This window comes from Flavobacterium sp. NG2 (genome assembly GCF_034119845.1).
Classification (GTDB): domain Bacteria; phylum Bacteroidota; class Bacteroidia; order Flavobacteriales; family Flavobacteriaceae; genus Flavobacterium.
Map to the genome: position 1 here is coordinate 205,351 of NZ_CP139420.1, position 21,939 is coordinate 227,289.

General features: G+C 33.8%; 21 protein-coding genes. 14 read left to right on the forward strand and 7 right to left on the reverse strand.

The genetic code is table 11. From position 1 onward, the window contains the following. The first annotated feature begins 8 nt into the window (after positions 1 to 8). The 4 genes from SLW70_RS00985 (at position 9) to pruA (ending at position 6,507) form a co-directional block, all read left to right on the forward strand. Positions 9 to 2,906 carry a DEAD/DEAH box helicase gene (locus SLW70_RS00985; RefSeq protein ID WP_320890024.1) on the forward strand — a complete coding sequence of 966 codons (2,898 nt, stop codon included), beginning with the start codon at positions 9 to 11 and terminating at the stop codon, positions 2,904 to 2,906. Between the two features lie 82 nt (positions 2,907 to 2,988). Next, complete coding sequence (locus tag SLW70_RS00990; RefSeq protein ID WP_320890025.1) at positions 2,989 to 4,248, forward strand: DUF5103 domain-containing protein; 1,260 nt, start codon at positions 2,989 to 2,991, stop codon at positions 4,246 to 4,248. An 81-nt stretch (positions 4,249 to 4,329) separates the two neighbouring features. Beyond that, on the forward strand, positions 4,330 to 4,716 hold the full coding sequence (gene apaG, locus SLW70_RS00995) for a Co2+/Mg2+ efflux protein ApaG (protein ID WP_320890026.1): 387 nt from the start codon (positions 4,330 to 4,332) through the stop codon (positions 4,714 to 4,716). Positions 4,717 to 4,878: 162 nt separating this feature from the next. Next, on the forward strand, positions 4,879 to 6,507 hold the full coding sequence (gene pruA / locus SLW70_RS01000) for an L-glutamate gamma-semialdehyde dehydrogenase (protein WP_320890027.1): 1,629 nt from the start codon (positions 4,879 to 4,881) through the stop codon (positions 6,505 to 6,507). Positions 6,508 to 6,699: 192 nt separating this feature from the next. On the opposite strand, the gene rsmG is transcribed toward pruA, so the two are convergent. After that, positions 6,700 to 7,329: a 16S rRNA (guanine(527)-N(7))-methyltransferase RsmG gene (rsmG, locus tag SLW70_RS01005; protein ID WP_320890029.1), complete on the reverse strand. Its 630-nt coding sequence runs from the start codon at positions 7,327 to 7,329 to the stop codon at positions 6,700 to 6,702. Between the two features lie 113 nt (positions 7,330 to 7,442). Here rsmG and SLW70_RS01010 point away from each other — a divergent pair, with 113 nt between their 5' ends. Continuing rightward, positions 7,443 to 8,540: an acyl-CoA desaturase gene (locus SLW70_RS01010; RefSeq protein WP_320891730.1), complete on the forward strand. Its 1,098-nt coding sequence runs from the start codon at positions 7,443 to 7,445 to the stop codon at positions 8,538 to 8,540. A gap of 59 nt (positions 8,541 to 8,599) precedes the next feature. After that, on the forward strand, positions 8,600 to 9,787 hold the full coding sequence (locus tag SLW70_RS01015; RefSeq protein WP_320890030.1) for a pyridoxal phosphate-dependent aminotransferase: 1,188 nt from the start codon (positions 8,600 to 8,602) through the stop codon (positions 9,785 to 9,787). A 224-nt stretch (positions 9,788 to 10,011) separates the two neighbouring features. Here the strand turns inward: SLW70_RS01015 and SLW70_RS01020 are convergent, their stop codons facing one another. Continuing rightward, positions 10,012 to 10,320: a hypothetical protein gene (locus tag SLW70_RS01020; protein WP_320890031.1), complete on the reverse strand. Its 309-nt coding sequence runs from the start codon at positions 10,318 to 10,320 to the stop codon at positions 10,012 to 10,014. 254 nt (positions 10,321 to 10,574) lie between these two features. On the opposite strand from SLW70_RS01020, the gene SLW70_RS01025 reads away from it, so the two are divergent. Then, positions 10,575 to 12,449: a U32 family peptidase gene (locus SLW70_RS01025; RefSeq protein WP_320890032.1), complete on the forward strand. Its 1,875-nt coding sequence runs from the start codon at positions 10,575 to 10,577 to the stop codon at positions 12,447 to 12,449. A 13-nt stretch (positions 12,450 to 12,462) separates the two neighbouring features. On the opposite strand, the gene SLW70_RS01030 is transcribed toward SLW70_RS01025, so the two are convergent. Both SLW70_RS01030 and SLW70_RS01035 read right to left on the reverse strand, forming a co-directional pair. Further along, positions 12,463 to 13,293, reverse strand: a complete 831-nt coding sequence (locus SLW70_RS01030; RefSeq protein ID WP_320888702.1) for an IS982 family transposase — start codon at positions 13,291 to 13,293, stop codon at positions 12,463 to 12,465. A 187-nt stretch (positions 13,294 to 13,480) separates the two neighbouring features. After that, the gene (locus SLW70_RS01035) at positions 13,481 to 14,344 is read right to left on the reverse strand and encodes a helix-turn-helix transcriptional regulator (protein WP_320890033.1); all 864 of its coding nucleotides are present in this window, start codon (positions 14,342 to 14,344) and stop codon (positions 13,481 to 13,483) included. Between the two features lie 94 nt (positions 14,345 to 14,438). Here SLW70_RS01035 and SLW70_RS01040 point away from each other — a divergent pair, with 94 nt between their 5' ends. The 4 genes from SLW70_RS01040 (at position 14,439) to SLW70_RS01055 (ending at position 16,640) form a co-directional block, all read left to right on the forward strand. Further along, on the forward strand, positions 14,439 to 14,801 hold the full coding sequence (locus SLW70_RS01040; protein WP_320890034.1) for a DUF983 domain-containing protein: 363 nt from the start codon (positions 14,439 to 14,441) through the stop codon (positions 14,799 to 14,801). Between the two features lie 46 nt (positions 14,802 to 14,847). Further along, complete coding sequence (locus SLW70_RS01045) at positions 14,848 to 15,423, forward strand: Crp/Fnr family transcriptional regulator (RefSeq protein ID WP_320890035.1); 576 nt, start codon at positions 14,848 to 14,850, stop codon at positions 15,421 to 15,423. A gap of 199 nt (positions 15,424 to 15,622) precedes the next feature. Further along, a complete protein-coding gene (locus SLW70_RS01050; RefSeq protein ID WP_320890036.1) occupies positions 15,623 to 16,339 on the forward strand; it encodes a pirin family protein in 717 nt (238 codons plus the stop codon). 10 nt (positions 16,340 to 16,349) lie between these two features. Continuing rightward, positions 16,350 to 16,640: a GNAT family N-acetyltransferase gene (locus SLW70_RS01055; protein ID WP_320890037.1), complete on the forward strand. Its 291-nt coding sequence runs from the start codon at positions 16,350 to 16,352 to the stop codon at positions 16,638 to 16,640. Between the two features lie 158 nt (positions 16,641 to 16,798). Here SLW70_RS01055 and SLW70_RS01060 read toward each other — a convergent pair whose 3' ends face one another. Further along, the gene (locus tag SLW70_RS01060) at positions 16,799 to 17,653 is read right to left on the reverse strand and encodes a Two component regulator three Y domain protein (protein ID WP_320890038.1); all 855 of its coding nucleotides are present in this window, start codon (positions 17,651 to 17,653) and stop codon (positions 16,799 to 16,801) included. Between the two features lie 183 nt (positions 17,654 to 17,836). Between SLW70_RS01060 and SLW70_RS01065 the strand changes: the two genes are divergently transcribed. Continuing rightward, complete coding sequence (locus SLW70_RS01065; RefSeq protein WP_320890040.1) at positions 17,837 to 18,319, forward strand: DUF1761 domain-containing protein; 483 nt, start codon at positions 17,837 to 17,839, stop codon at positions 18,317 to 18,319. Positions 18,320 to 18,369: 50 nt separating this feature from the next. Here the strand turns inward: SLW70_RS01065 and SLW70_RS01070 are convergent, their stop codons facing one another. Beyond that, the gene (locus tag SLW70_RS01070) at positions 18,370 to 18,645 is read right to left on the reverse strand and encodes a 4a-hydroxytetrahydrobiopterin dehydratase (protein WP_320890042.1); all 276 of its coding nucleotides are present in this window, start codon (positions 18,643 to 18,645) and stop codon (positions 18,370 to 18,372) included. 101 nt (positions 18,646 to 18,746) lie between these two features. Between SLW70_RS01070 and SLW70_RS01075 the strand changes: the two genes are divergently transcribed. After that, complete coding sequence (locus SLW70_RS01075; protein ID WP_320890043.1) at positions 18,747 to 19,895, forward strand: 8-amino-7-oxononanoate synthase; 1,149 nt, start codon at positions 18,747 to 18,749, stop codon at positions 19,893 to 19,895. A gap of 4 nt (positions 19,896 to 19,899) precedes the next feature. Here SLW70_RS01075 and SLW70_RS01080 read toward each other — a convergent pair whose 3' ends face one another. Further along, entirely contained in the window at positions 19,900 to 20,769 is an 870-nt protein-coding gene (locus SLW70_RS01080; protein ID WP_320890044.1) for a diacylglycerol/lipid kinase family protein, read from the reverse strand. Between the two features lie 63 nt (positions 20,770 to 20,832). Between SLW70_RS01080 and SLW70_RS01085 the strand changes: the two genes are divergently transcribed. After that, entirely contained in the window at positions 20,833 to 21,801 is a 969-nt protein-coding gene (locus tag SLW70_RS01085; RefSeq protein WP_320890045.1) for an App1 family protein, read from the forward strand. The last annotated feature ends 138 nt before the right edge of the window (positions 21,802 to 21,939 follow it).

Sequence of the window (21,939 nt, forward strand, 5' to 3'; positions counted from 1 at the left end):
GTAACGTTGTGGAGTATCAATTTTGCTTTGATGTAAGTTGTGATATAAAAACAGGTTATTATATTCCTACTGCTTATATTGTCCCTAAAAACCAACCCATAACCTACGTTGACAAAAAAGCTTCACCTGATGTTTTGCGTTCGCTGAACATTGCCATTGCAACTTTAGAACCCAACATTCAAAAAGCACTTGTATTATGTGAAGCACTAAAAACAGAAGCTTTACTTAAAAAATTCAATACCACAGGAAAATCTAAAAAAAGTATTGAAGAGCTCCTAAAAGATTCAAAAATAGCGCTTGGCATACAGCATTTTTACCATCTCAAAATGGCGACCTTTTTGGATTTAATTACAACTGCTCATTACCCATTTTCAGTCGAATTAAATAAAGATAAAGACTTTAGAAAAAGTGGTGTCTCAACCCAAAACAATCCGCTAGAAGCCCAACTTAAATTCCAAAAAACAGCAGAAGGCATTACCTATACATTAGCATTAAAAGACGAAACATCCGTCTTTTCTCCATGCGACAAAAAAACATTGATTCTTTTATCTGAACCCAGCTGGTTGGTTATTGACCAAAAATTATTTGGATTAAAAGGCATTGATGCTAAAAAGATAAAACCTTTTTTAAACAAAAAATCCATCGAGATTCCGTCCCGAATGGTTCCCGAATATTTTGAGAAATTCATCAAAGACATGGTCAAAAAAACGACTATTGAAGCCGATGGATTCGAAATTATTCAAATAAACCAACTAAAAGCTTGTTCGATAGAAATAGTCCATGATTTTTTCAAAAACAGCTATTACCTCAACCTGCACTTTGATTATGATGGGTATATTTTTGATGCTTCAAAAACTAAACAAAGCCATTCTGAAATTGATTTAAACCAACCCGAACAGATCAAAGTCATTCAGTACAAGCGTAACGAAGCCAGCGAATTCATTTTCGAACAAAAAATGACTTCCATTGGTTTTACAAAAACGGAACATGGTTTTTGGAGGCTTTCGCCAAAGGAGGAAAAAACTGAAACCTATGAAACGATTCAATGGCTTATTGAAAACCAACAAGAGTTAATTGCATTTGGCTTTAACTTAAGCAATTTAAAAATAGAGGGTAAAAAACTTCAAACTGAAAAACCTAGAATCCGTTTTTCAAACAACGTTCAAAATGATTGGTTTGATCTAAAAATCACCATCAGTTGCGGCGAATTTGAATTTAGTTTTGCTGCAATTATTCCAAATATCAAACAGCAAAACCAAGTTTATATTCTCCCTGATAAAAGTTGCTTTTTGATTCCAAAAGAATGGATGATGCAATATGCTTCTTTGGCAAAATTAGCCAAAGTAAAAGAGGGTATTTTACAACTACCCAAAAGTAATTTTGCTGTTTTACAGAACATTCCTGAACTTAAAATCGAAACAATAGCAACAGAGAAGAAAGAATTCCAACTTTCACCATTAGTCAAAGCAACCTTACGTCCGTATCAATTAGAAGGTGTACAATGGTTATTAGAACATTATCACAATAACCTAGGCGCTTGTCTTGCGGATGATATGGGACTTGGTAAAACATTGCAAACCCTTTCGGCTCTCGTTAGTGTTCAAGAACAGTTGGAAATGCAACAAAGAGAAGCAGAACAACTAGATTTATTTGGAAATGTGATACCGCAAGCCAAAGAATACTTGAAAGCATTGATTGTCCTTCCCTCCTCTTTGGTTTTTAACTGGTACAATGAAGCCCGAAAATTCACGCCACACCTAAGACGCATACAATACGTAGGTAGCGACCGAAAACTGATAGCCAAAAAACTAGCACGTTACGATTTGGTATTTACCAGTTACGCCATTGCTTCACGCGACAGTGCCATTTTAGAAAAATACAATTTTCGTTTTTTAATTTTAGACGAAAGTCAGTACATTAAAAATAAAAACTCAAAAATATTCAAAGCTATTCAGCAAATTCAAGCACGCACAAGATTTTCATTGAGCGGAACTCCTATTGAAAATTCCCTTGATGACCTATGGTCACAAATGGAATTTATCAATCCTGAAATTCTGGGGAGCTATTCTTTTTTTGTAGAACATTATAAAAACCCTATCGAAAAACAACAAAACACTGTTGTTTTATCCGAACTAAAATCATTGATCAGTCCGTTTATTTTAAGACGTACCAAAGAACAAGTATTGAAGGATTTACCCGAAATGACGGAGCAAATCTATTACTGTGAAATGGAAAAAGAACAGGAAAAACTATACGAAGAAGAAAAGTCTAAAGCTCGAAATTCATTGCTAAAAACTGACGGGTCAAAAGTGGACAAAATCAATATCATCAATACCTTGATGCGTTTGAGACAACTGAGCAACCATCCAAAAATGATCGATTCAAAATCTGAATTTGACTCTGGTAAATTCAATGCCGTAACCGATTTTTTGACAACTTTAATCCAAGCCAAACAGAAAACAATTGTATTTAGTTCCTTTGTTTCTAATTTAGATTTTTACAAAAAATGGTGTATTCTTCACAAAATAAAATTCAAAGAACTCACTGGTGCCACGGCTCAAAAAGACCGTGAAACAGCCGTTAACCAATTTCAAGAGCAAGAGGATGTTTTACTATTTTTCATCTCCTTAAAAGCTGGAGGCGTTGGACTTAATATCACAAAGGCTTCTTATGTATTATTCCTAGATCCTTGGTGGAATCCTTTTGCGGAAAAACAAGGAATAGGACGCGCGCACCGTTTGGGCCAATTGAACAAAGTCAATGTGATTCGGTTTATCACTAAAAACACCGTAGAGGAAAAAATCATCCGTTTACAGGAAAACAAAAAACTATTATCCGATTCGCTTTTGGACGAAGAAACTATTAGCACCGAAATTGAAACTCATTTGGACTATATTTTGGAATGATATAGTCTTCAATTAGTGGCCGATAAAATAAACTAAAAGATATTTTGTTATATTTACACATTAGCCAAAAGACTTGTTATCTATGTTTGATAAACTCACACTCTATATTACATTTTTACTAGCACTAACGCACTCTATTGTTGCGCAAGTCGAAAATGAGGTAGTACCACCATTTAACATCAAAACCGTTTCCTTTATTCACAACAACCAAAATGCAGTTCCAATATTTGAATTGGGTTCTGGTTTTCAATTGCAGTTTGATGATTTATATGGCAACAATGCCGACTATTTTTATGAAATCATTCATTGTGACTACAACTGGGTCCCTTCTGAAATACCTAAAAACGAATACTTATCAGGTTTTGACAATCAACGCATTCAAAACGTTGTAACCTCGTTCAACACCTTACAAATTTACTCGCATTTCACTTTACCGATTCCAAATCAATTCACGCAACAATTACGATTGAGCGGAAATTACATATTGAAGATTTTGAACGATAGCAAAGAAGTCGTTTTTTCTCGACGATTCATACTTTATGAAGACTTAGCGACGGTCCCAATTCAAGTCAAAAGAGCTAGAACCATCAACAACCTACCATATAAGCATAATTTAGATTTTTCAATTAACTCTAATACCATAACTTTTCAAAACCCCATAAAAAACGTAAAAGTTTCTTTAATTCAGAACGGAAATTTCAACACTGCTATTAAAAATATCGCCCCTCAATATACATTAGGAAACAGCCTTATCTATAAATACGACAAAGAGACACAGTTTTGGGCTGGCAATGAATTCATGTATTTTGAAAACAAAAACATTCGTTTTCCTTCTAATTTCATTTCAAAAGTAGATACTAGTACCGATATCTACAGCAGCCACTTATTCACTAATAACGCAAGAGCCAATTACCCTTATTCGTTTTTTCAAGATGTAAACGGAAACTTCGTAGTTCTAAATGCCAATGCTGAAAATAGCGAAATTGAAGCAGACTATTCTTGGGTTTATTTCACCTTATCAGCACCTAGCTTCAGACTTAAAAAAGACATTTATGTCGTAGGTATGTTCAACAATTACAGCCTAAGTCCTGAATACAAAATGGATTATAATCCTCAAAAAGGAATCTATGAAAAAGCCATCTTAATCAAGCAAGGTTTCACCAATTACAATTACGTCATTGCTGACAGCAAAGGAGTTATCGACTCCGAAAATGCTATTGACGGAAATTTTTATCAAACTGAAAATGAATACACTATATTAGTTTACTACAGAGACAACACCGCTAGATACGATCGCATCATTGGAAAAGGCTCTGCCAACTCAACAAACATCATCAATTAAAAAAACAACAAACAAAGGCCTTAAAATAAATCCTTTTTTTGTATTTTTGTTTCCTATTACACAACTATTTACTAGTTCATCATGGTATCTCAGATTACAAGAGGCATAAAAATTTCAGTATTGACTAGTTTTGAAGGCACTTACTTCAAAAACTACAAGATACACTTTGCCTTTAGTTATGAGATTACAATTGAAAACCACAGTAAAGATTCTGTCCAGCTTACCTCACGTCATTGGGAAATTTTTGATTCACTTAACGATCAAGAAGTTGTCGACGGTGAAGGTGTTATTGGCAAAAAACCCGTTTTAAAACCAGGAGAACTACACACCTACAGTTCAGGCTGCCTCTTAGCCTCTCCTTATGGAGCAATGCATGGTCATTTCAATATGATTAATTTCAGTAATGCCAAAAGTTTTAAAGTATATATTCCTACTTTCAGACTATGTGCTCCTTTTGCATTAAACTAGGCTTTTAAGCTAAATAATCCTGATTCTTTTCCAATCTAGACCCTTCTTTCGTTATAAAGTCCGTATTTTTGTTTTTTTAGACAAATGATTCAGTATGTTGGATTTACTATTTTAAACCCACCCTACTCTCATTTGAAATTGATAATTATAAAATACACTATTATGTTAAAAGGATTTTTCAAAGTACCCAAAGCAACCAACGAACCTGTAAAAAGCTATCTTCCCAATTCCCCAGAAAAAGAAGCTGTTCTCGCTGCTTATGATAAAATGTGGAATTCTAAAATTGACGTACCTCTGTATATTGGAAGTGAAGAAATCAGAACTGGAAATACCAAAACAATAACAGCTCCACACGACCACCAACACCAAGTTGGAACTTATCACCTTGCTGAAAAATCACATATCGAAAAAGCCATTGCAAATGCACTAGAATCTAGAAAAGCATGGGCTGCTATGGCTTGGGAACAACGCGCCGCCATCTTTTTGAAAGCTGCAGAACTAATTGCAGGCCCTTATAGAGCCAGAATCAATGCCGCAACCATGATTGGGCAATCCAAAAACATTCACCAAGCAGAAATTGACGCCGCATGTGAACTTATTGACTTTTTACGTTTCAACGTTGAGTTTATGAGTCAAATTTACGCAGATCAACCGGCCTCTTCTTCTGATATGTGGAACCGCCTAGAATACAGACCCCTGGAAGGCTTTATCTATGCCATAACACCATTTAACTTTACAGCTATCGCTGCCAATCTACCAGCTAGTGCCTCTATGATGGGTAATGTTGTCGTTTGGAAACCAAGTGACAGCCAAGTTTTCTCTGCTCAAATCATTATCGAAGTATTCAAAGAAGCAGGTATTCCTGATGGAGTTATCAATGTCGTTTTTGGTGATGCTTTGATGATTACTGATACCGTTTTGGCTAGCCGTGATTTTGCTGGACTGCATTTCACAGGATCTACTCACGTATTCAAAGATATTTGGTCAAAAATAGGAGCTAACATTCACCACTATAAAACTTACCCTCGAATCGTTGGAGAAACGGGCGGGAAAGATTTTATCATAGCACATTCAAGTGCTAACGCAAAGCAAGTTTCCACCGGAATAGTTCGTGGTGCTTTTGAGTTTCAAGGTCAAAAATGCTCAGCAGCTTCAAGAGCGTATGTCCCTAAAAGTTTATGGCCAACGATAAAAGAACAAATTATCACTGATGTAAAATCAATGAAAATAGGATCTCCTCAAGATTTCAGTAACTTCATAACCGCTGTTATTCACGAAGGTTCTTTTGACAAACTAGCTAGTTTTATTGACCAAGCTAAAAAAGATACTGATGCGGAAATTATTATCGGCGGAAATTACGATAAATCTGTGGGGTACTTTATAGAACCTACAGTAATTGTTACTACCAATCCGCACTACTCTACAATGGAAACGGAATTATTTGGTCCAGTAATGACAATTTACGTTTACGAAGATGCTAAATGGGAAGAAACTCTTGAATTAGCAGACACCACCTCTGAATATGCCTTGACGGGAGCTATTTTTAGCCAAGACCGTTATGCTATTGAAGTCGCAACAGTTAAATTACAAAATGCTGCTGGTAACTTCTACATCAATGATAAACCAACAGGTGCCGTAGTAGGTCAACAACCTTTTGGAGGAGCAAGGGCTTCTGGAACAAACGACAAAGCTGGCTCTCCATTGAATTTATTGCGTTGGGTTTCACCAAGAACAATCAAAGAAACTTTTGTTACTCCTGTTGATTACAGATATCCATTTTTGGGAGAATAAATCACCCTGACCCCCGAAGGGGGAACTAAAAAAAGCCCACAAAATTCAAATGAATGTGAATTTTGTGGGCTTTCTATCTTTATTGAATTTAAAAAAACTTAATTCAACAAATGGACTAAACTTTCTATCAGTATATTAACTGTGTTTCCACTTTAAGCGTTAAGCTTTTAAACGCTTAAACAATTAACCTTTTTAAACCACAAACTTCAATGGCAAGTGCACCACTTTCTTGGTCTCAAAAAATTCATCCTCAAATATAGTAGCCAAATCGTATTGCGTTGCTTTCGGAAAGTCCTTTAATTCTTCGGTTAGGTCACCACCTTTCAAGTACAAAATTCCATTTTTCAATTCGTGCTTATGTTGTTTTTTAATTTTGGTTTTTACCCAAGAAACAAAATCAGGCATATTTGTCACGGCACGACTAACAATAAAATCAAAATCTCCTTTGACATTCTCAGCTCTAATTTGCTCTGCTTTTACATTTTTCAATTCCAAAGCATCTGCAACACCTTGAACGACTTTTATTTTCTTAGCAATCACATCAATCAAATAAAAACGAGTTTCTGGAAATAAAATCGCTAACGGTATCCCCGGGAATCCACCACCTGTACCTACATCTAGGACATAACTCCCTGGTTCAAACTTCATTATTTTGGCTATTCCTAAGGAATGCAAAACATGTTTTGTATATAAAGAATCAATATCTTTTCTAGAGATTACATTAATTTTTTCGTTCCAATCGTGGTATAAAAAATCCAGCTTTGCGAATTGCTCTTTTTGAATTTCGCTTAAATCTGGAAAATACTTCAATATCTCGTCCATTATCTAATTTTTTAACAAAAGTACTATTTTTAACTTTGAAATATTTAACTCAATTTTGCAAATTGAAAATTTATAATAATTACCTTTGTAGATTATTAGAACCTAAACTATTTATGATTTCGAATGCGCCGACTTTTCCACGACATGATGCTTTAAAATTTTTTAAAATTTTAAACGCAAGGGTCAATGAATATTTTAAGGAAAACAACATTAAAAAAACGGGAAACTGGAAACTGTACATCAAAACAGCTATTATGTTTTCACTACTATTCGTCCCCTATTTTGTCCTTTTATTAATCCCTACAATGCCTTTTTGGCTACATCTTATCCTCAGCTTCGTAATGGGCGTAGGAATGGCTGGTGTAGGAATGAATGTTATGCACGACGGAAATCACGGCTCCTACTCCACTAAACCTTGGGTAAACAAAATCATGGGAGGAAGTATCTATATATTAGCTGGAAACGTCTATAACTGGCAAGTACAACACAACGTATTACACCATACTTACACAAACATTCCTGGACACGATGAAGACTTAGATGCGGGACGAATCATCCGTTTTACCAAACATGCAAAATGGTACAGTTTTCATAGATTTCAACAGTATTATGCTTTGTTAGCATACGGCCTTTTAACAATCAACTGGTGCCTGACTACTGATTTTAAGCAAATGGGAGTCTATCTTAAAAGAAAATTATATTATGGAACACAACCTAATCCTAAAAATTTATGGACAGGTCTAGTTATTTCTAAAATTATTTATTTCTCTTTTTGGCTAATCGTTCCTATTATAGTTTTAAGTTGGTGGAAAGTATTAATTGGCTTTTTCATCATGCATTACACTGCGGGATTAATTCTAAGTATCATTTTCCAATTGGCTCATGTGGTTGAAGAAACCGAAAACCCAACACCAAATGAATTGAATGAAATGGATAATACTTGGGCCATTCACCAACTATACACCACTACTAATTTCGCACCCAAAAACTGGTTGCTAAATTATTATACAGGAGGATTAAACCACCAAATCGAACACCATTTATACCCACACATCAGCCACATCCATTACGGAAAAATCGCTGAATTTGTAAAACAGACAGCAAAAGAATGCAACCTTCCTTATTTTGAATACAAAACCATGCGAAGTGCTGTAATTGCTCACATTAAACACTTAAAAGATTTAGGAATAAAGCCCGAAATAGCACAATAAATAACAAAAAAATCATTAACCGCTTTGATTGAAAACCAAAGCCTTTTAAAACTATTTTAATGAACCCACTTTCAGACAGGATTAACAATCTAGCAACATCACAAACATTAGCCATGGCTGCTTTGGCTAGAGAATTAAAAGCACAAGGAAAAGACATCATCAGTTTAAGTTTAGGAGAGCCTGACTTTAATACGCCTGACTTCATCAAAGAAGCTGCAAAACAAGCAATCGATGATAACTACAGCACCTATTCTCCAGTGGATGGATACGGTGATTTAAAAGAAGCTATCTGCAGAAAATTTAAAAGAGACAACGACTTAGATTACAAACCATCACAAATCGTAGTTTCAACAGGAGCAAAACAATCTTTATACAACATTGCCCAAGTAATGTTAAACGATGGTGACGAAGTAATTCTTCCTGCTCCATACTGGGTTTCGTATTTCGAAATCGTAAAATTATCAGGTGGAGTTCCTGTAGAAGTGCCTACTTCTATCGAAACAGATTTCAAAATCACACCAGCTCAACTTGAAGCCGCTATCACACCAAAAACAAAAATGATGTGGTTCTCTTCTCCATGTAATCCTTCAGGTTCTGTATACAGCCGTGAAGAATTAACGGCATTAGCTGAAGTTTTAGCTAAACACCCAAATATCTACGTAGTAGCTGACGAAATCTACGAGCACATCAATTTCTCTGGAACTTTTTGCAGTATTGCATCTGTACCAGGAATGTTCGACAAAACCATCACCGTAAACGGAGTTGCTAAAGCTTTCGCCATGACAGGATACCGTATTGGATACATCGGAGCACCTGAATTTATCGCTAAGGCGTGTACTAAAATTCAAGGTCAAGTAACCTCAGGAGCTAATTCTATCGCTCAACGCGCTACTATTACTGCTGTAGATGCTGATCCATCAGTATTAAACCATATGGTACAAGCTTTCCATTCTCGTAGAGATTTAGTAGTTGGACTATTAAAAGAAATCCCAGGAATCAAAATCAACGTTCCAGAAGGTGCTTTCTACGTATTCCCAGACGTTTCTTCTTTCTTCGGAAAAACATTAAAAGGAACTGAAATCAAAGATGCAATGGATTTATCAATGTACCTTTTGGCCGAAGCTAATGTAGCAACAGTAACAGGAGATGCCTTTGGAAACCCAGATTGTATCCGTTTCTCTTATGCAACTAGCGATGATATTTTAAAAGAAGCTTTAAAAAGAATCAAAGACGCTTTGGCAGGATAGTCAATATCGCTTTTTCAATACAATTTGCCTCAAGGAAACTTGGGGCATTTTTTTTGGCGTGACCCGTCGAAAAAACGGGTCGGGCTATTCGTTACAATCTTGTGTCGGGATAAATCCCCCGCCACAAGGATTTTCACTACTATCCCTCACGCAAACCCACGTTCGAAATCATAATCACTCTCCACCCGTAAAGAATTCCCTTCTCATTCATGAGCATCAACCATCTAAAGCCAAATCTGCTCCTCTTGGCAACGATCCAAAATATAGCTTTTTAGATTTGAAATCGTCTCTTTATATTGCGGTGCTTCAAATCCAAAACGCTCGTGCTCCATTTGTTCTTTTTCGATGGCATTACAACCTTTTATTACTTCCTTAAGCATATCGAGCATCGCTAATTCTTTATTATTGGTTTTCTGAAATTTAAATTCTACCAGTTCATCTTGTAATTCCTCACAATAACTCACAAGTTCAAGCACCTCTTTTTCTTCCAGAAGAGAGGGATTACTCTTAAAAATTTCTCGAATAGATTTCATAACAATCAACTTTAACGTAATAATATATTTAAATAATAATCATACCATCATATAAAGATATAGAAAACACCATATAAAATTTACCAACAGCAATATCTAACAGTGCGTTTTTTCTGTTACATACAACAATCTCCCAAAAAAACTCCCTTCAAATTAGAAAACTTGAATTATTTATAAGAACTTTGCAAACTTTTTTAAGTGAAAACTTAAAAAGCTAAAGTTTTAGAAATTAACAAATTACCATCCCTAAACAGATGAAGAAGAAAATAGAGATACTAGCTCCTGCCAAAGATTTAATTCATGGAATGGCAGCCATCAACGCAGGTGCCGATGCGGTTTATGTAGGTGCACCCAAATTTGGAGCTCGTTCCAATGCTACCAATTCTATCGAAGATGTAGCGGCTTTGGTCAAATATGCCCATTTATTTCACGCCCAAGTTTTTGTGGTAATCAACACCATTCTGTACGATAACGAACTCGAAACTTGCCGTCAAATGATTTGGCAACTCTATGAAATTGGGGTTGACGCCTTAATCGTTCAGGATATGGCGGTAATGGAAATGGACTTACCTCCTATCGTCCTACATGCCAGTACTCAGGCCAACAACCGAGACCCTCACAAAATAAAATTCCTTAAAGATGCTGGAATGAAACGTGTGGTTTTAGCACGTGAATTAAACCTTCATCAAATAAAAGAAATTGCAGATACTGCTGATGTAGAACTTGAATTTTTTGTAACTGGTGCCTTATGCGTTTCTTTTAGTGGAAACTGTTATATGAGTGTGGCTAATGGAGAACGTTCTGCAAATCGCGGTTCTTGTGCGCAAAACTGTCGTTTGCCTTACAATTTAATTGATGGTAATGGCGATACTTTAATCAAAAACTCACATTTACTTTCGATAAAGGATTTAGACGTTTCAGACCAACTTCCAAGTTTGATTGAAGCCGGAGTTTGCTCTTTCAAAATTGAAGGTAGATTGAAAGATGTTGTCTATGTAAAAAATAATGTTTCTTACTTACGTCAAAAGTTAGATGCTTTCCTAGAAAATGAAGGAAGTTCTAAATATGCCAAAGCTTCTTCGGGTAAATGTACTTATACTTTTGATTCGGCTTTGAACAAAAGTTTTAACCGCGGTTATACCGATTATTTTGTGAACGAAAGACACCAATCTATCGGTTCATGGGAAAGTCCAAAATCCAAAGGACAATACATTGGAAAACTAATCAAGACAACCGCTAACGCCTACGAAATTGAAAACGGTCACTTATTAAATAATGGTGATGGACTTTGCTACATCAATGAAAATAATGAAGCCGAAGGAATCTATGTCAACAAAGCCGAAAACGGACTGGTTTATCCAAATGTACTCAAAGAAATAAAGCCTGACACCTTTATTTATCGTAACAATGACGCCGCTTTTATCAAAATAGTGGAACGTGAAGACAGTGCGGTACGAAAAATAAGCACTAGCTTATTATTGACGGAAAACGAAAATGGTTTTGAATTGATTGCTACAGATGAAGATGGTTATGTAAGTACAGTTACATTGGTTCACCCAAAAGAAGGTACTAAAAACAACGAATCTATCGAGGACAATTTCAAAACTAATCTTGCTAAAACAGGATTCACTCCTTATAGCGCTGACGAAATCAACATCATGTTCTCGGAAAACTGGTTTTTACCGATTTCTAAAATCAACGAAATGCGTAGAACGGTTTACGAACAATTATCTGAAATACGCTTGGCTAATTACAAACGTGAAGAGCATCAATTAGTAAAAACATCGCATCCTTATCCGGAAACCAAATTGGATTTCATGTACAACGTTTCGAACAAAATGGCTCGTAAATTCTACGAACGCCACGGTGTTACAGAAATCGAAAAAGCATTCGAATTGCAATGGGATCCAGGAAAATCTCGTGTGATGACGACCAAATATTGCATCAAATACGAATTAGAAAGATGCCCAAAATACCATCGTGAAAACATGGACAAAAAAGTCAAGGAACCCTTAGTCCTAAAACAAGGAGAATTAGAATACAAACTCAAATTCAACTGTAAACCTTGTGAAATGGAAATTTGGGAAAAAGATGCCGAATTTGAAATTGAAGAAGATCATTTTCATTAATTAATTCAAGTTGCTAGTTAATAGCCTTATTTAATTGTAGTCCAAAGACAAATAGTGTTAGTTTTATTAAAAAACCTTCTAATGTAACAGCATGAATTGTTCTTGGAAACATTTTCTTTATATCACTTATTGTTGTTTCTACTCTTTTCCTCATCTTGAGTTTTTCGTTTTTTTGTTCTAGCGTATCAATTCTTTTAGCATTTGACTTACGTTGAATTTTTAATAAGATGCATTTTTTATTTAATGCAATGTCTTCTAGTCCGTAATCTGTATAGGCACTATCACCATATAATGAAGCTTCTACATGTAATTTATCAATCATTTTCCCTAAAGCTTTTGCATCGCCAGTTTTTCCTGGCGTGAAATGAAAAGCTATTGGAATCCCATCCTTTGTGGTGAGTAATTGTACTTTTACTCCATAAAAATAACTTCGCATACTGGCAGTATAGCCTCTCCATTTATTACCTGAAACAATCTTACAATTTGTAATCCTCATATTGTTGCAAACTGAAACAGGAAAAGAATCAATGATATAATGCATTTCACAACAGAAATCTTTAAAATAAGAACTTACTATCTCAAATAACTCGTATAAAAGTTTTCCAACTTTATGTAAACGTCTATTGAATCTACTCTTATCAAGCATATTAGGGATGAATCCATATTGTTTCATAAATTTTATAGCAGAGCAATGATTACCATAAAAACTCGTTGAAGAAACTATTGCAGTCAAGATAATTTCGCTATCACTAACTTGTCTTCTTACATCTTCAACATGTTGAATTCCTTGTAAAATATCATCTATTAAACAAAAAATTGATATAATTTTGTCTTTACAAAGCATTGGGGAGGTTTATTGGTTCGCAAAACAAATTTACTTAACCTCTGCTTTGTTTTTATACTACAGCAACTAGCAACTTGAATTAATTAAGCAAACATAGATTCCACAAATTTTCACAGATTATTTTATTATTTATCTGAATGCTAAACAATAAAAACCGATACTCAAAAACAGTATCGGTTTTTTCATACTACACTTTTTGTGTTCTAAACTCAGTAGCTGTCATTCCAGTATTTTTCTTGAACAACCGAGAAAAATAAGAGTAATCTTCATATCCTAAAGTTGTAGCGATTTCGTTAACTGAAAATTGTTTTTCCATCAACATGCGCTTAGCTTCTAGTATCACTCTGTCGGTGATTACTTGGGTCGTAGTTTTATTGAGAACTTCTTTCGTAATTCTATTCAAATGTTTTAAGGTAATATGAAGCTGTTCTGCGTAATAAAAAGGAGCTTTTTCGGCTTTATACTTTTGCTCCAAAAGCACAGCAAAACGAGTTAGCTTTATATTATAAGAATGAACTTCATGCTCGAATGTACTAAAGTATTTTCTAGCCAATTCAATATGAATAATATCCACTAGGTTCATTATTTTGTCTCTTTGTAGTAATTGCTTCTTCCTTCTTTCCGTCATCAAAGCATCAAAAAAAGGAATAATCGCTTTCATCTCATCATTATTCAGTACAATTTCAGGAGAACTATTAACTTTCGAATAAAAAGGATATTCATCAATGTCTTTTTGTCCAAAATATAGATTATATATTTCCTTTGAAAAAAATACAATATAACCTTCTATCTCTTCAGACAAACTCCAATGATGCATTTGTCCTGGTTGTAATACAAAAACACTACCAGATTGGATTGTAAAATGGTCGAAATCTACCACATGAGTTCCTGTACCTGAAGTAAAAAGAACTAAAACATAAAAATCATGACGATGTGGTTTTTCTATAAAACTATGGTTCAACAAATGATTTTTAAATGTATTCACATACAAATCACTGTGTACTGAATTACAGTCAAAATTCTGAATCGAATAAACAGGATACTTTTTCATATTTAAAAAAATGTCTTTATTGTGCTATCATGAGCGAATATAGAAAACAAAAGGTATATAGTTAAAAAATACCTTTGTTAAAAAAACAAACAAAATGGGACATACAATATTTCACCTTTTCAAAAACGAATGTCCAATCTGTCATAAAGGAAAAATTTTCAATGAAAAAACTCCTTTTTTAAAACTTGGTTTTCCTAAAATGCATACGAATTGCTCTCACTGTCATTTTAAGTACGAGAAAGAACCGGGATACTTTTTTGGTGCCATGTACATAAACTATGGTTTGACTGTCGCACAATCCATTGCGACCTATTTTATTGCTCAATTTTTCTTTAAAGAAACCTTTGACTTAAGAATTATTCCCATCATTGCATTCGTCATCATAGGATTAGCTTCTTTTAATATTCGTTTTTCAAGATTGCTGTGGTTTTATATGTTCAAAGGATATTCAGTTTAAAAAATATTCTCAAAAACGGTTATCTTAGCGACAGAAATCTTATTTTATGACGTTAATCCTCGAAAATATTGCCAAACAAATCACGTTATCAGCTGAAGAGCAAGTGTTGTTTTTGTCGAAAATTGAAGTCAAACAATTCAAAGCCAAAACAATCTTGCAACAAAGCGGTACGGTTTGCAAGAACTCCTATTTTGTCAATTCGGGGATTTTAAGAAGTTTCAATATCAATGATAATATTGTAGAGTATATTATGAGTTTTGCCTGTTCGGGCTGGTGGATTAGTGATATGTACAGTTTGCTTTCGCAAAAACCAGGCAACTTATTTATCGAAGTACTTGAAGATGCCGAAGTAGTCGTGCTTTCGAAAGAAAATCAAGAGATTTTATACCGTGAAATTCCTAAACTAGAACGTTTTTTCAGAATCTTAATCGAAAATTCTTTGGTTGCCAATCAAGAACGTTTAATGGGCAACCTCAGTTTATCTGCCGAAGAACGTTTCGAAAAATTCCAAAACAAATACCAAGACCTACAATACAGAATCCCACAAAAACAAATTGCTTCATTCATTGGTGTAACTCCTGAGTTTTTTAGCAAAATGAAATCCCGAATATTGAAAAAGTGATCAGTGCTCAGTTGTTTAGTAGGCAGTCGTAAAAGAAATTCAGTATTCCTTCATTATGTTCCAAGACTGAACACTCCTCCTCTGTTTACTGAATACTAATTACGAATCTTCAGAACGGAACACTTCTTAATCTAGATTAAGTGCTAAACACGTACATCGGGCGTAAATTTGTATTATAATAATCACTAAATTTATAATTATGGCAACTACAGTTATACACCCAGCAAATACAAGAGGAAATGCAAACCACGGATGGCTTAATGCGTATCACAGTTTTAGCTTTGCAAACTATTATAATCCAGATAGAAATCAGTTTGGTGTCTTACGCGTTTTAAACGATGATACTATTGCAGCAGGAATGGGTTTTGGCACACATCCTCATAACAATATGGAGATTATCACGATTCCGTTTGAAGGTGATTTGGCACACAAAGACAGCATGGGCAACGAAGCCACAATAAAAACTGGTGATGTTCAGGTGATGAGTGCTGGTTCAGGAATTCAACATTCAGAATTCAACCCTAACGCTGAACAACAAACCAAATTATTTCAAATCTGGTTGTTTCCAAATAAAAAAGACGTAACACCTCGTTACCAACAAATCACTTTGGATGCAACCAAACAAAAAAATGATTTTGCTCAAATTTTATCACCGAATGCAGATGATGAAGGGGTTTGGATTCATCAAGATGCTTGGTTCTTTATGGCTGATTTCGACAAAGACTTTAGTAAAACTTATCGTTTAAAAAAATCAGGAAATGGTGTGTATCTTATTGTAATTTCAGGAAGCATCACCGTTGATGGAAAAGAATTAAACACTAGAGACGCTATTGGAGTAACCGATTTTGAAACAGTTGACATACAAGCACAATCAAACGCTAAATTTTTATTAATGGAAATCCCTATGAACTACTAAAACTCGCATTATGACTGCAACAATCAACATGGATGCCGACAATAGAAGAGGTGCTTTTGAAATTGTTATTGATAAAAAAGTAGTAGCAAAAATGACCTTTGTTTTTGCAGGACCCGCCAAATTCATTATTGATCATACAGAAGTTAATCCCGAATACAACGGCAAGGGTTTTGGAAAAATATTGATTCAAAAGGCTATTGGCTTTGCCAAAGATAAAAACTCAAAAATCATCCCTTTATGTCCTTTTGCGAAAGCATATTTTGAAAAACATCCTGAACTAAATAATGTTTTAGTATCATGAATCTTATAAATAATCATTCATGAACGAAAAGGCTCCTCGTCAAATTTCTAGAGCCCCGCTTTTATTTTACCCGAACAAAATTAAATTAAAAAAGGTTGTCTTTGCAGACAACCTTTTCTAACTAATTTATTTACTAAACATCATTATGAAAAAACTTTTTATTGCTCCGAAACCAAAGGTCTTTGGATTTCCATTGCGATATCCAAAAGAACTGCTACACCTTTATCATTAACCATCGTCATATTCAAAGTGTCTAAAACTGCTAATCTTCTTGAAGTTAAACCACTAAACTTATTATATGAAATATTCATTTCTTTAAGTTGATTTAATTTCTCTAATTCAAAAGGCACTTGCCCTTCAAACTTGTTTTCAAACAAACTTAAATTTTCTAATTTAGTTAATTCGGCAATCTTTGGGCTTAATTTACCCACCATCATATTACTATTTAAAAGCAATGTTTTTAAAGTCTTAATTTCATATAGCGAATTTGGAATCTGTCCTTCAATTTCATTATTAAATAAAGATAAAACTTCTAGTTGTTGAAGATTACCAATTTGAGCTGGTAATTCACCTGACAATCTATTCATATACAATTCAACTTGTTTTAAATTATTTAATTTTGAAATCGAAGAAGGTATCGCACCTTCGATTTGATTAAATGAAAGATCTAAAACTTTTAATTTTTTCAAATTACCTAAATCACGAGGAATAAAACCTGAAAGTTTATTTTTATGTAAATTCAATTCTTGTAAGTCAACAAGCGAAACGATTTCAGCAGGTAATTCACCAACTAAATTGTTGTTTCTTAGATCAATCGAAACAACTTTGTCGCCATCTAATTTTATACCATACCAAGTATTAACTGGCGCATTTAAATCCCATTTAGCTTTCCAATTATTCCCTTGGGTTGTATTGTATAACTTTATCAATACTGCTTTATCAGATGAAGACACTTCTGCTAGCATTACAAAAGATGTCAAAACAGTTAATACAAAGGTGATTATATTTTTCATAGCCAGATAATTTATACTTGATTATTTGATTCAAATATATACCAAAATAAAGATTATATACCAAAATAATCGACGAACTACACTTTTAAATACAAATTAATACCTTTTTCTTACGAAAAACAAAAAACTAACTCTTGATAAAAAATAACTATATTTGAAATACTAACCTTAAAGATAATTAAAATGGAAATTAATTTTTTAGTACTATTAGCAGCAGCAGCTTCAACTTTAGTAGTTGGTTTTATTTGGTATAATCCAAAAGTATTTGGAACTATTTGGATGAAAGAATCAGGGATGACAGAGGAAAAAATGAAAGGTGCAAATATGGCCTTTATCTTTGGTATGTCAGTGTTTTATGCTTTTTTAATCGCAATGGTAATTCAAATGCTTAGTATTCACCAATGGGGAGCTGTGAGTATGGTTGGTGGAGATCCTAGTTTAGCAAAACCATCCTTTGATGCATTTATGGCTGATTACGGAACTTCTTTCCGCACTTTTAAACATGGTGTTTTTCACGGCTTACTAACAGGATTATTTTTAGCAATGCCAATTATAGCAACCAATTCTTTATACGAAAGAAAGAGCTGGAAATACACTTTAATTTCAGCAGGATATTGGACAGTAAGCTTTATGTTGATGGGAGGAATAATTTGTGCATGGGCATAAACGTAACCTTTATAGTTTAACTCGTCTTCAAAAGAGACGAGTTCTTTTTTTCAAATTTGCTCAATTGCTTTGGCTAAATTAAAATCTTTATCTGTAAGTCCATTGGCATCATGAGTAGACAACCTAATATTCACTTTATTGTAAACATTAAATAATTCAGGATGATGATTTGCCTTTTCTGCCAAGACACCAACCTGAACGATGAAAGCAAGTGCCTGATTGAAATTTTTAAAAACAAATTTCTTTTCAATACCTTGATTATTATATTTCCAATCTAATAAATTGATCAACAAAGGTTGGGCTGTTATTTCGTTATACGTATCCATAATTCTATTATTTTGTTTATATAAAATTAGTTAAAATTTAGCCAACAACTCTATCATTTGAGTTTAAATAGTAATTTTGAACTCTAAATCCATACACTATTTTGAAAGATCATTATTCTTTACAAATATATTCCTCGACAGATAATCTTCCTAAAGAGTGGGATCATTTGGCTTCAAAAAACATCTTCCTTTCGAAAGACTATTTAAACATCTTAGAAAAAGCAGCTCCAATAAATATGATTTGTCATTTTATAGGAATATTCAAAGAGGAACAATTGGTTGGCATCTCATTATCACAATTTATAAATTTAACTAATGTCAATTCTTTAGGAGATCGCGACCACTGTTTCAAAACTATGGTTAAAAATTTCTTGTTCAAAAAATTAATTTCCAATGTACTCATTATAGGAAACAATATGTTGACTGGACAAAATTGCTATAGCTTTAGCAATACCATTTCAACAAAAGAAGGGCTCATTCAACTGAATAATGCTACTCAAGAACTGCGTGATTTATTCAAAAAAAGAAAAATCAAAATTCATCTTACTGTTTTTAAGGATTTTTTGATACCTGATTCAAAGAAATTCAAAATGGATGAATTCAAAAGGTATTATCATTTCAACACACAGCCTAATATGATTTTTAACATCAAAGAATCATGGCATTCTATTGATGACTATATAGCTGATTTAAATAAAAAATACCGCGATCAATATAAAAGAGCACGCAAAAAAGCTGAATGCATTGAGAAAAAGAAATTATCCCTTTCAGAAATTACACAATATCACGCTAAGATTAATGAACTGTACCTAAATGTAGCCGAAAATGCTCCTTTCAACACTTTTTATTTATGCGAAAATCATTTTGAAGTATTCAAAGAAAAACTCCACGACAACTTTTTATTTTATGGCTACTTCCTCGAAGACGAACTCATAGGATTTAATACGCTAATTAAAAACGGACAAGATATTGATACGTACTTTTTAGGATACAATCACAAACACCAAAGAGAAAAGATGTTGTATCTGAATATGCTATACGATATGATAGGATATTCGATAAAGAAAAAATATAAACGGATAATCTTTGCGAGAACAGCACTTGAAATCAAGAGTTCGGTAGGTGCCATTCCAATTGAAATGAACGGTTTAATTCAGCATGAAAATTATTTCTTAAACCTATTAATGGCAAAAAGTTTTGCGTATTTTGAACCTAAGACTGAATGGATTGAGAGAAATCCGTTTAAATGATATTTTAAGGAATAGCTACTTTAATTTTATCTGATGAAATGGAAATTGTCAATTCATTTTCATTGCCAACATATTCTCCATCAATTTGAAACCCAACTGGAATATTCGTTTTTATTGTTGCTGAATCCGTAGAAATGATTTCAATATCTTTATGCCCTAATGGCATCCTCCCCATAACAATATTACTAATTACTCCTAGGTTTATTTTCTTCAAAATCACCAGTTCAAATTTACCGTCATTGAGTGTTCCTAATGGATTAATTACCACTCCAGTTCCATACTTTTGCGCATTGGCAATTACAATCATCCTGGCTTCGGTATCTATGGTTGTACGTGCCGTTTCTATTATTACATGAAATGGTTTTGGTGCATTGACTAAAGTTCGAAAAGCTTGCGCAAAATAGCCCCACTTACCGTGAATTTTACTTTTTTTATAATTTTTAATCAATTCAGCATTTAACCCAATATCACTTAGATGTAAGCTTTTTTTATGATTAATCACAACCATATCAATTTCTAGATAATCATTAAAAAGGGCAATTTCTAAATTTTCCTCAATGGTTCGTATCAAATCCAATTCGACAGCTAAACCATTTGCTGAACCTACAGGCAATATTCCTAAAACTACATCTTTATGCGCTACAGCGTCACCTACTAATTTAATAGTACCATCACCTCCTGCAATAATAATTCGTTCAGGCTTATACTCGTCATACAGTTCTCTGATTTTTAAAATATCATCAATATCTGTTGTGTAATAAAGCACTAGATTAATTTCTTTGGTGGCAACAAAATCATTAACCGCCTGAATATAATCAGTCTTTTCTAGTCCTCCTGATACAGGATTCACAACCAATAGGATATTCTTTTTCATGTTTTTATTTCGATTATTGCTTAAAATTAACTAATTTTCATTGTACTTCAAAAGTAACCCCAAATGAAACCTATTTTAAAACTTTATCGTGGTTATGCCAACGAACAGGAATTAATAGTCATGGGACATGTTTTTAAACCTACTAATAGAAAAGATTATGATTTTCTATCCAGAAAATTTAAAAACGCAAAGGCTACTATTAATATGTTCCGAATTAAAACGCAAGCCAATGCTGATGTGTACCTTATGCATGATAACATACGAATTCACACAAAAACGTTAGATGACGGTTATTTTAAATTTTGCATCCCTTTAAGTCAAAAAAATTATGGTTGGATTGAATACGAAGTTAGTATTGTTTACAAAAATCAAACAATAGTATGTAAAGAAAATTATAACCGACCTAAAGAAGGAGATTTAGGTATCATCTCTGATATTGATGACACTTTTTTGGTTTCTTACACTAAAAGTCCTGTCAAGAAAATCTATCATTTACTATTTAAAAATGTAATGAAGAGAAAAATTTTTGAAGATGTTGTCCCTCACTATCAAGCCTTAAGTCTGGCTGGAAGAACAAATCCAAATGAGCGCAATACTTTTTTCTATGTTTCGAGTAGTGAATGGAATTTATACCGATTTATTGTAAAATTCACTGAAATCCATCAACTCCCAAAAGCAGTACTACTACTTAAAGATATTAAAACGAGTATAAAAAGTTTTTTTTGGACAGGAAGAGGCCAGAAGCACAATCATAAATTTGAAAAAATAAAGCATATTCTCGAATTTTATCCGAATCTTAAATATGTCTTATTGGGTGACGACACTCAAGAAGATGCTCGCCTCTATGAGGCCATTTGCAAAATATTTCCACTTAGCATCAAAGCTGTTTACATAAGGCAGACAGGAAGCTCTCAAAAAGCACATATAACAACAATACTAACCAACATCACTACTTTGAATGTAAAAGTATGTTATTTTAAAAATAGTGCTGAAGCCATTGAACATTCTAAAGCCATAGGGTTGATTGCCTAAAGAAAATGCTATTGATAAAATAGCCTAGATGGCAGTGAAAATCCTTTTATGAAAAACACTATTTTTTTGTACTACTGGCAGAGCGACCAGAGGAAGCTCCTGCCAGTAGTTTACAAAAAAAGTGTTTTGAGTAAAAGA

Bases quoted from the DNA above. Each gene is read 5' to 3' on its own strand.
- SLW70_RS00990 (WP_320890025.1), top strand. From the start codon at position 2,989: ATGTTTGATAAACTCACACTCTATATTACATTTTTACTAGCACTAACG.
- SLW70_RS01085 (WP_320890045.1), top strand. From the start codon at position 20,833: ATGAAACCTATTTTAAAACTTTATCGTGGTTATGCCAACGAACAGGAA.
- SLW70_RS01080 (WP_320890044.1), bottom strand. From the start codon at position 20,769: ATGAAAAAGAATATCCTATTGGTTGTGAATCCTGTATCAGGAGGACTA.
- SLW70_RS01065 (WP_320890040.1), top strand. From the start codon at position 17,837: ATGGAAATTAATTTTTTAGTACTATTAGCAGCAGCAGCTTCAACTTTA.
- SLW70_RS01010 (WP_320891730.1), top strand. From the start codon at position 7,443: ATGATTTCGAATGCGCCGACTTTTCCACGACATGATGCTTTAAAATTT.
- SLW70_RS01055 (WP_320890037.1), top strand. From the start codon at position 16,350: ATGACTGCAACAATCAACATGGATGCCGACAATAGAAGAGGTGCTTTT.
- SLW70_RS01060 (WP_320890038.1), bottom strand. From the start codon at position 17,653: ATGAAAAATATAATCACCTTTGTATTAACTGTTTTGACATCTTTTGTA.
- SLW70_RS01035 (WP_320890033.1), bottom strand. From the start codon at position 14,344: ATGAAAAAGTATCCTGTTTATTCGATTCAGAATTTTGACTGTAATTCA.
- rsmG (WP_320890029.1), bottom strand. From the start codon at position 7,329: ATGGACGAGATATTGAAGTATTTTCCAGATTTAAGCGAAATTCAAAAA.
- SLW70_RS01015 (WP_320890030.1), top strand. From the start codon at position 8,600: ATGAACCCACTTTCAGACAGGATTAACAATCTAGCAACATCACAAACA.
- SLW70_RS01045 (WP_320890035.1), top strand. From the start codon at position 14,848: ATGACGTTAATCCTCGAAAATATTGCCAAACAAATCACGTTATCAGCT.
- SLW70_RS01030 (WP_320888702.1), bottom strand. From the start codon at position 13,293: ATGCTTTGTAAAGACAAAATTATATCAATTTTTTGTTTAATAGATGAT.
- SLW70_RS01040 (WP_320890034.1), top strand. From the start codon at position 14,439: ATGGGACATACAATATTTCACCTTTTCAAAAACGAATGTCCAATCTGT.
- SLW70_RS01025 (WP_320890032.1), top strand. From the start codon at position 10,575: ATGAAGAAGAAAATAGAGATACTAGCTCCTGCCAAAGATTTAATTCAT.
- SLW70_RS01020 (WP_320890031.1), bottom strand. From the start codon at position 10,320: ATGAAATCTATTCGAGAAATTTTTAAGAGTAATCCCTCTCTTCTGGAA.
- SLW70_RS01050 (WP_320890036.1), top strand. From the start codon at position 15,623: ATGGCAACTACAGTTATACACCCAGCAAATACAAGAGGAAATGCAAAC.
- apaG (WP_320890026.1), top strand. From the start codon at position 4,330: ATGGTATCTCAGATTACAAGAGGCATAAAAATTTCAGTATTGACTAGT.
- pruA (WP_320890027.1), top strand. From the start codon at position 4,879: ATGTTAAAAGGATTTTTCAAAGTACCCAAAGCAACCAACGAACCTGTA.
- SLW70_RS01070 (WP_320890042.1), bottom strand. From the start codon at position 18,645: ATGGATACGTATAACGAAATAACAGCCCAACCTTTGTTGATCAATTTA.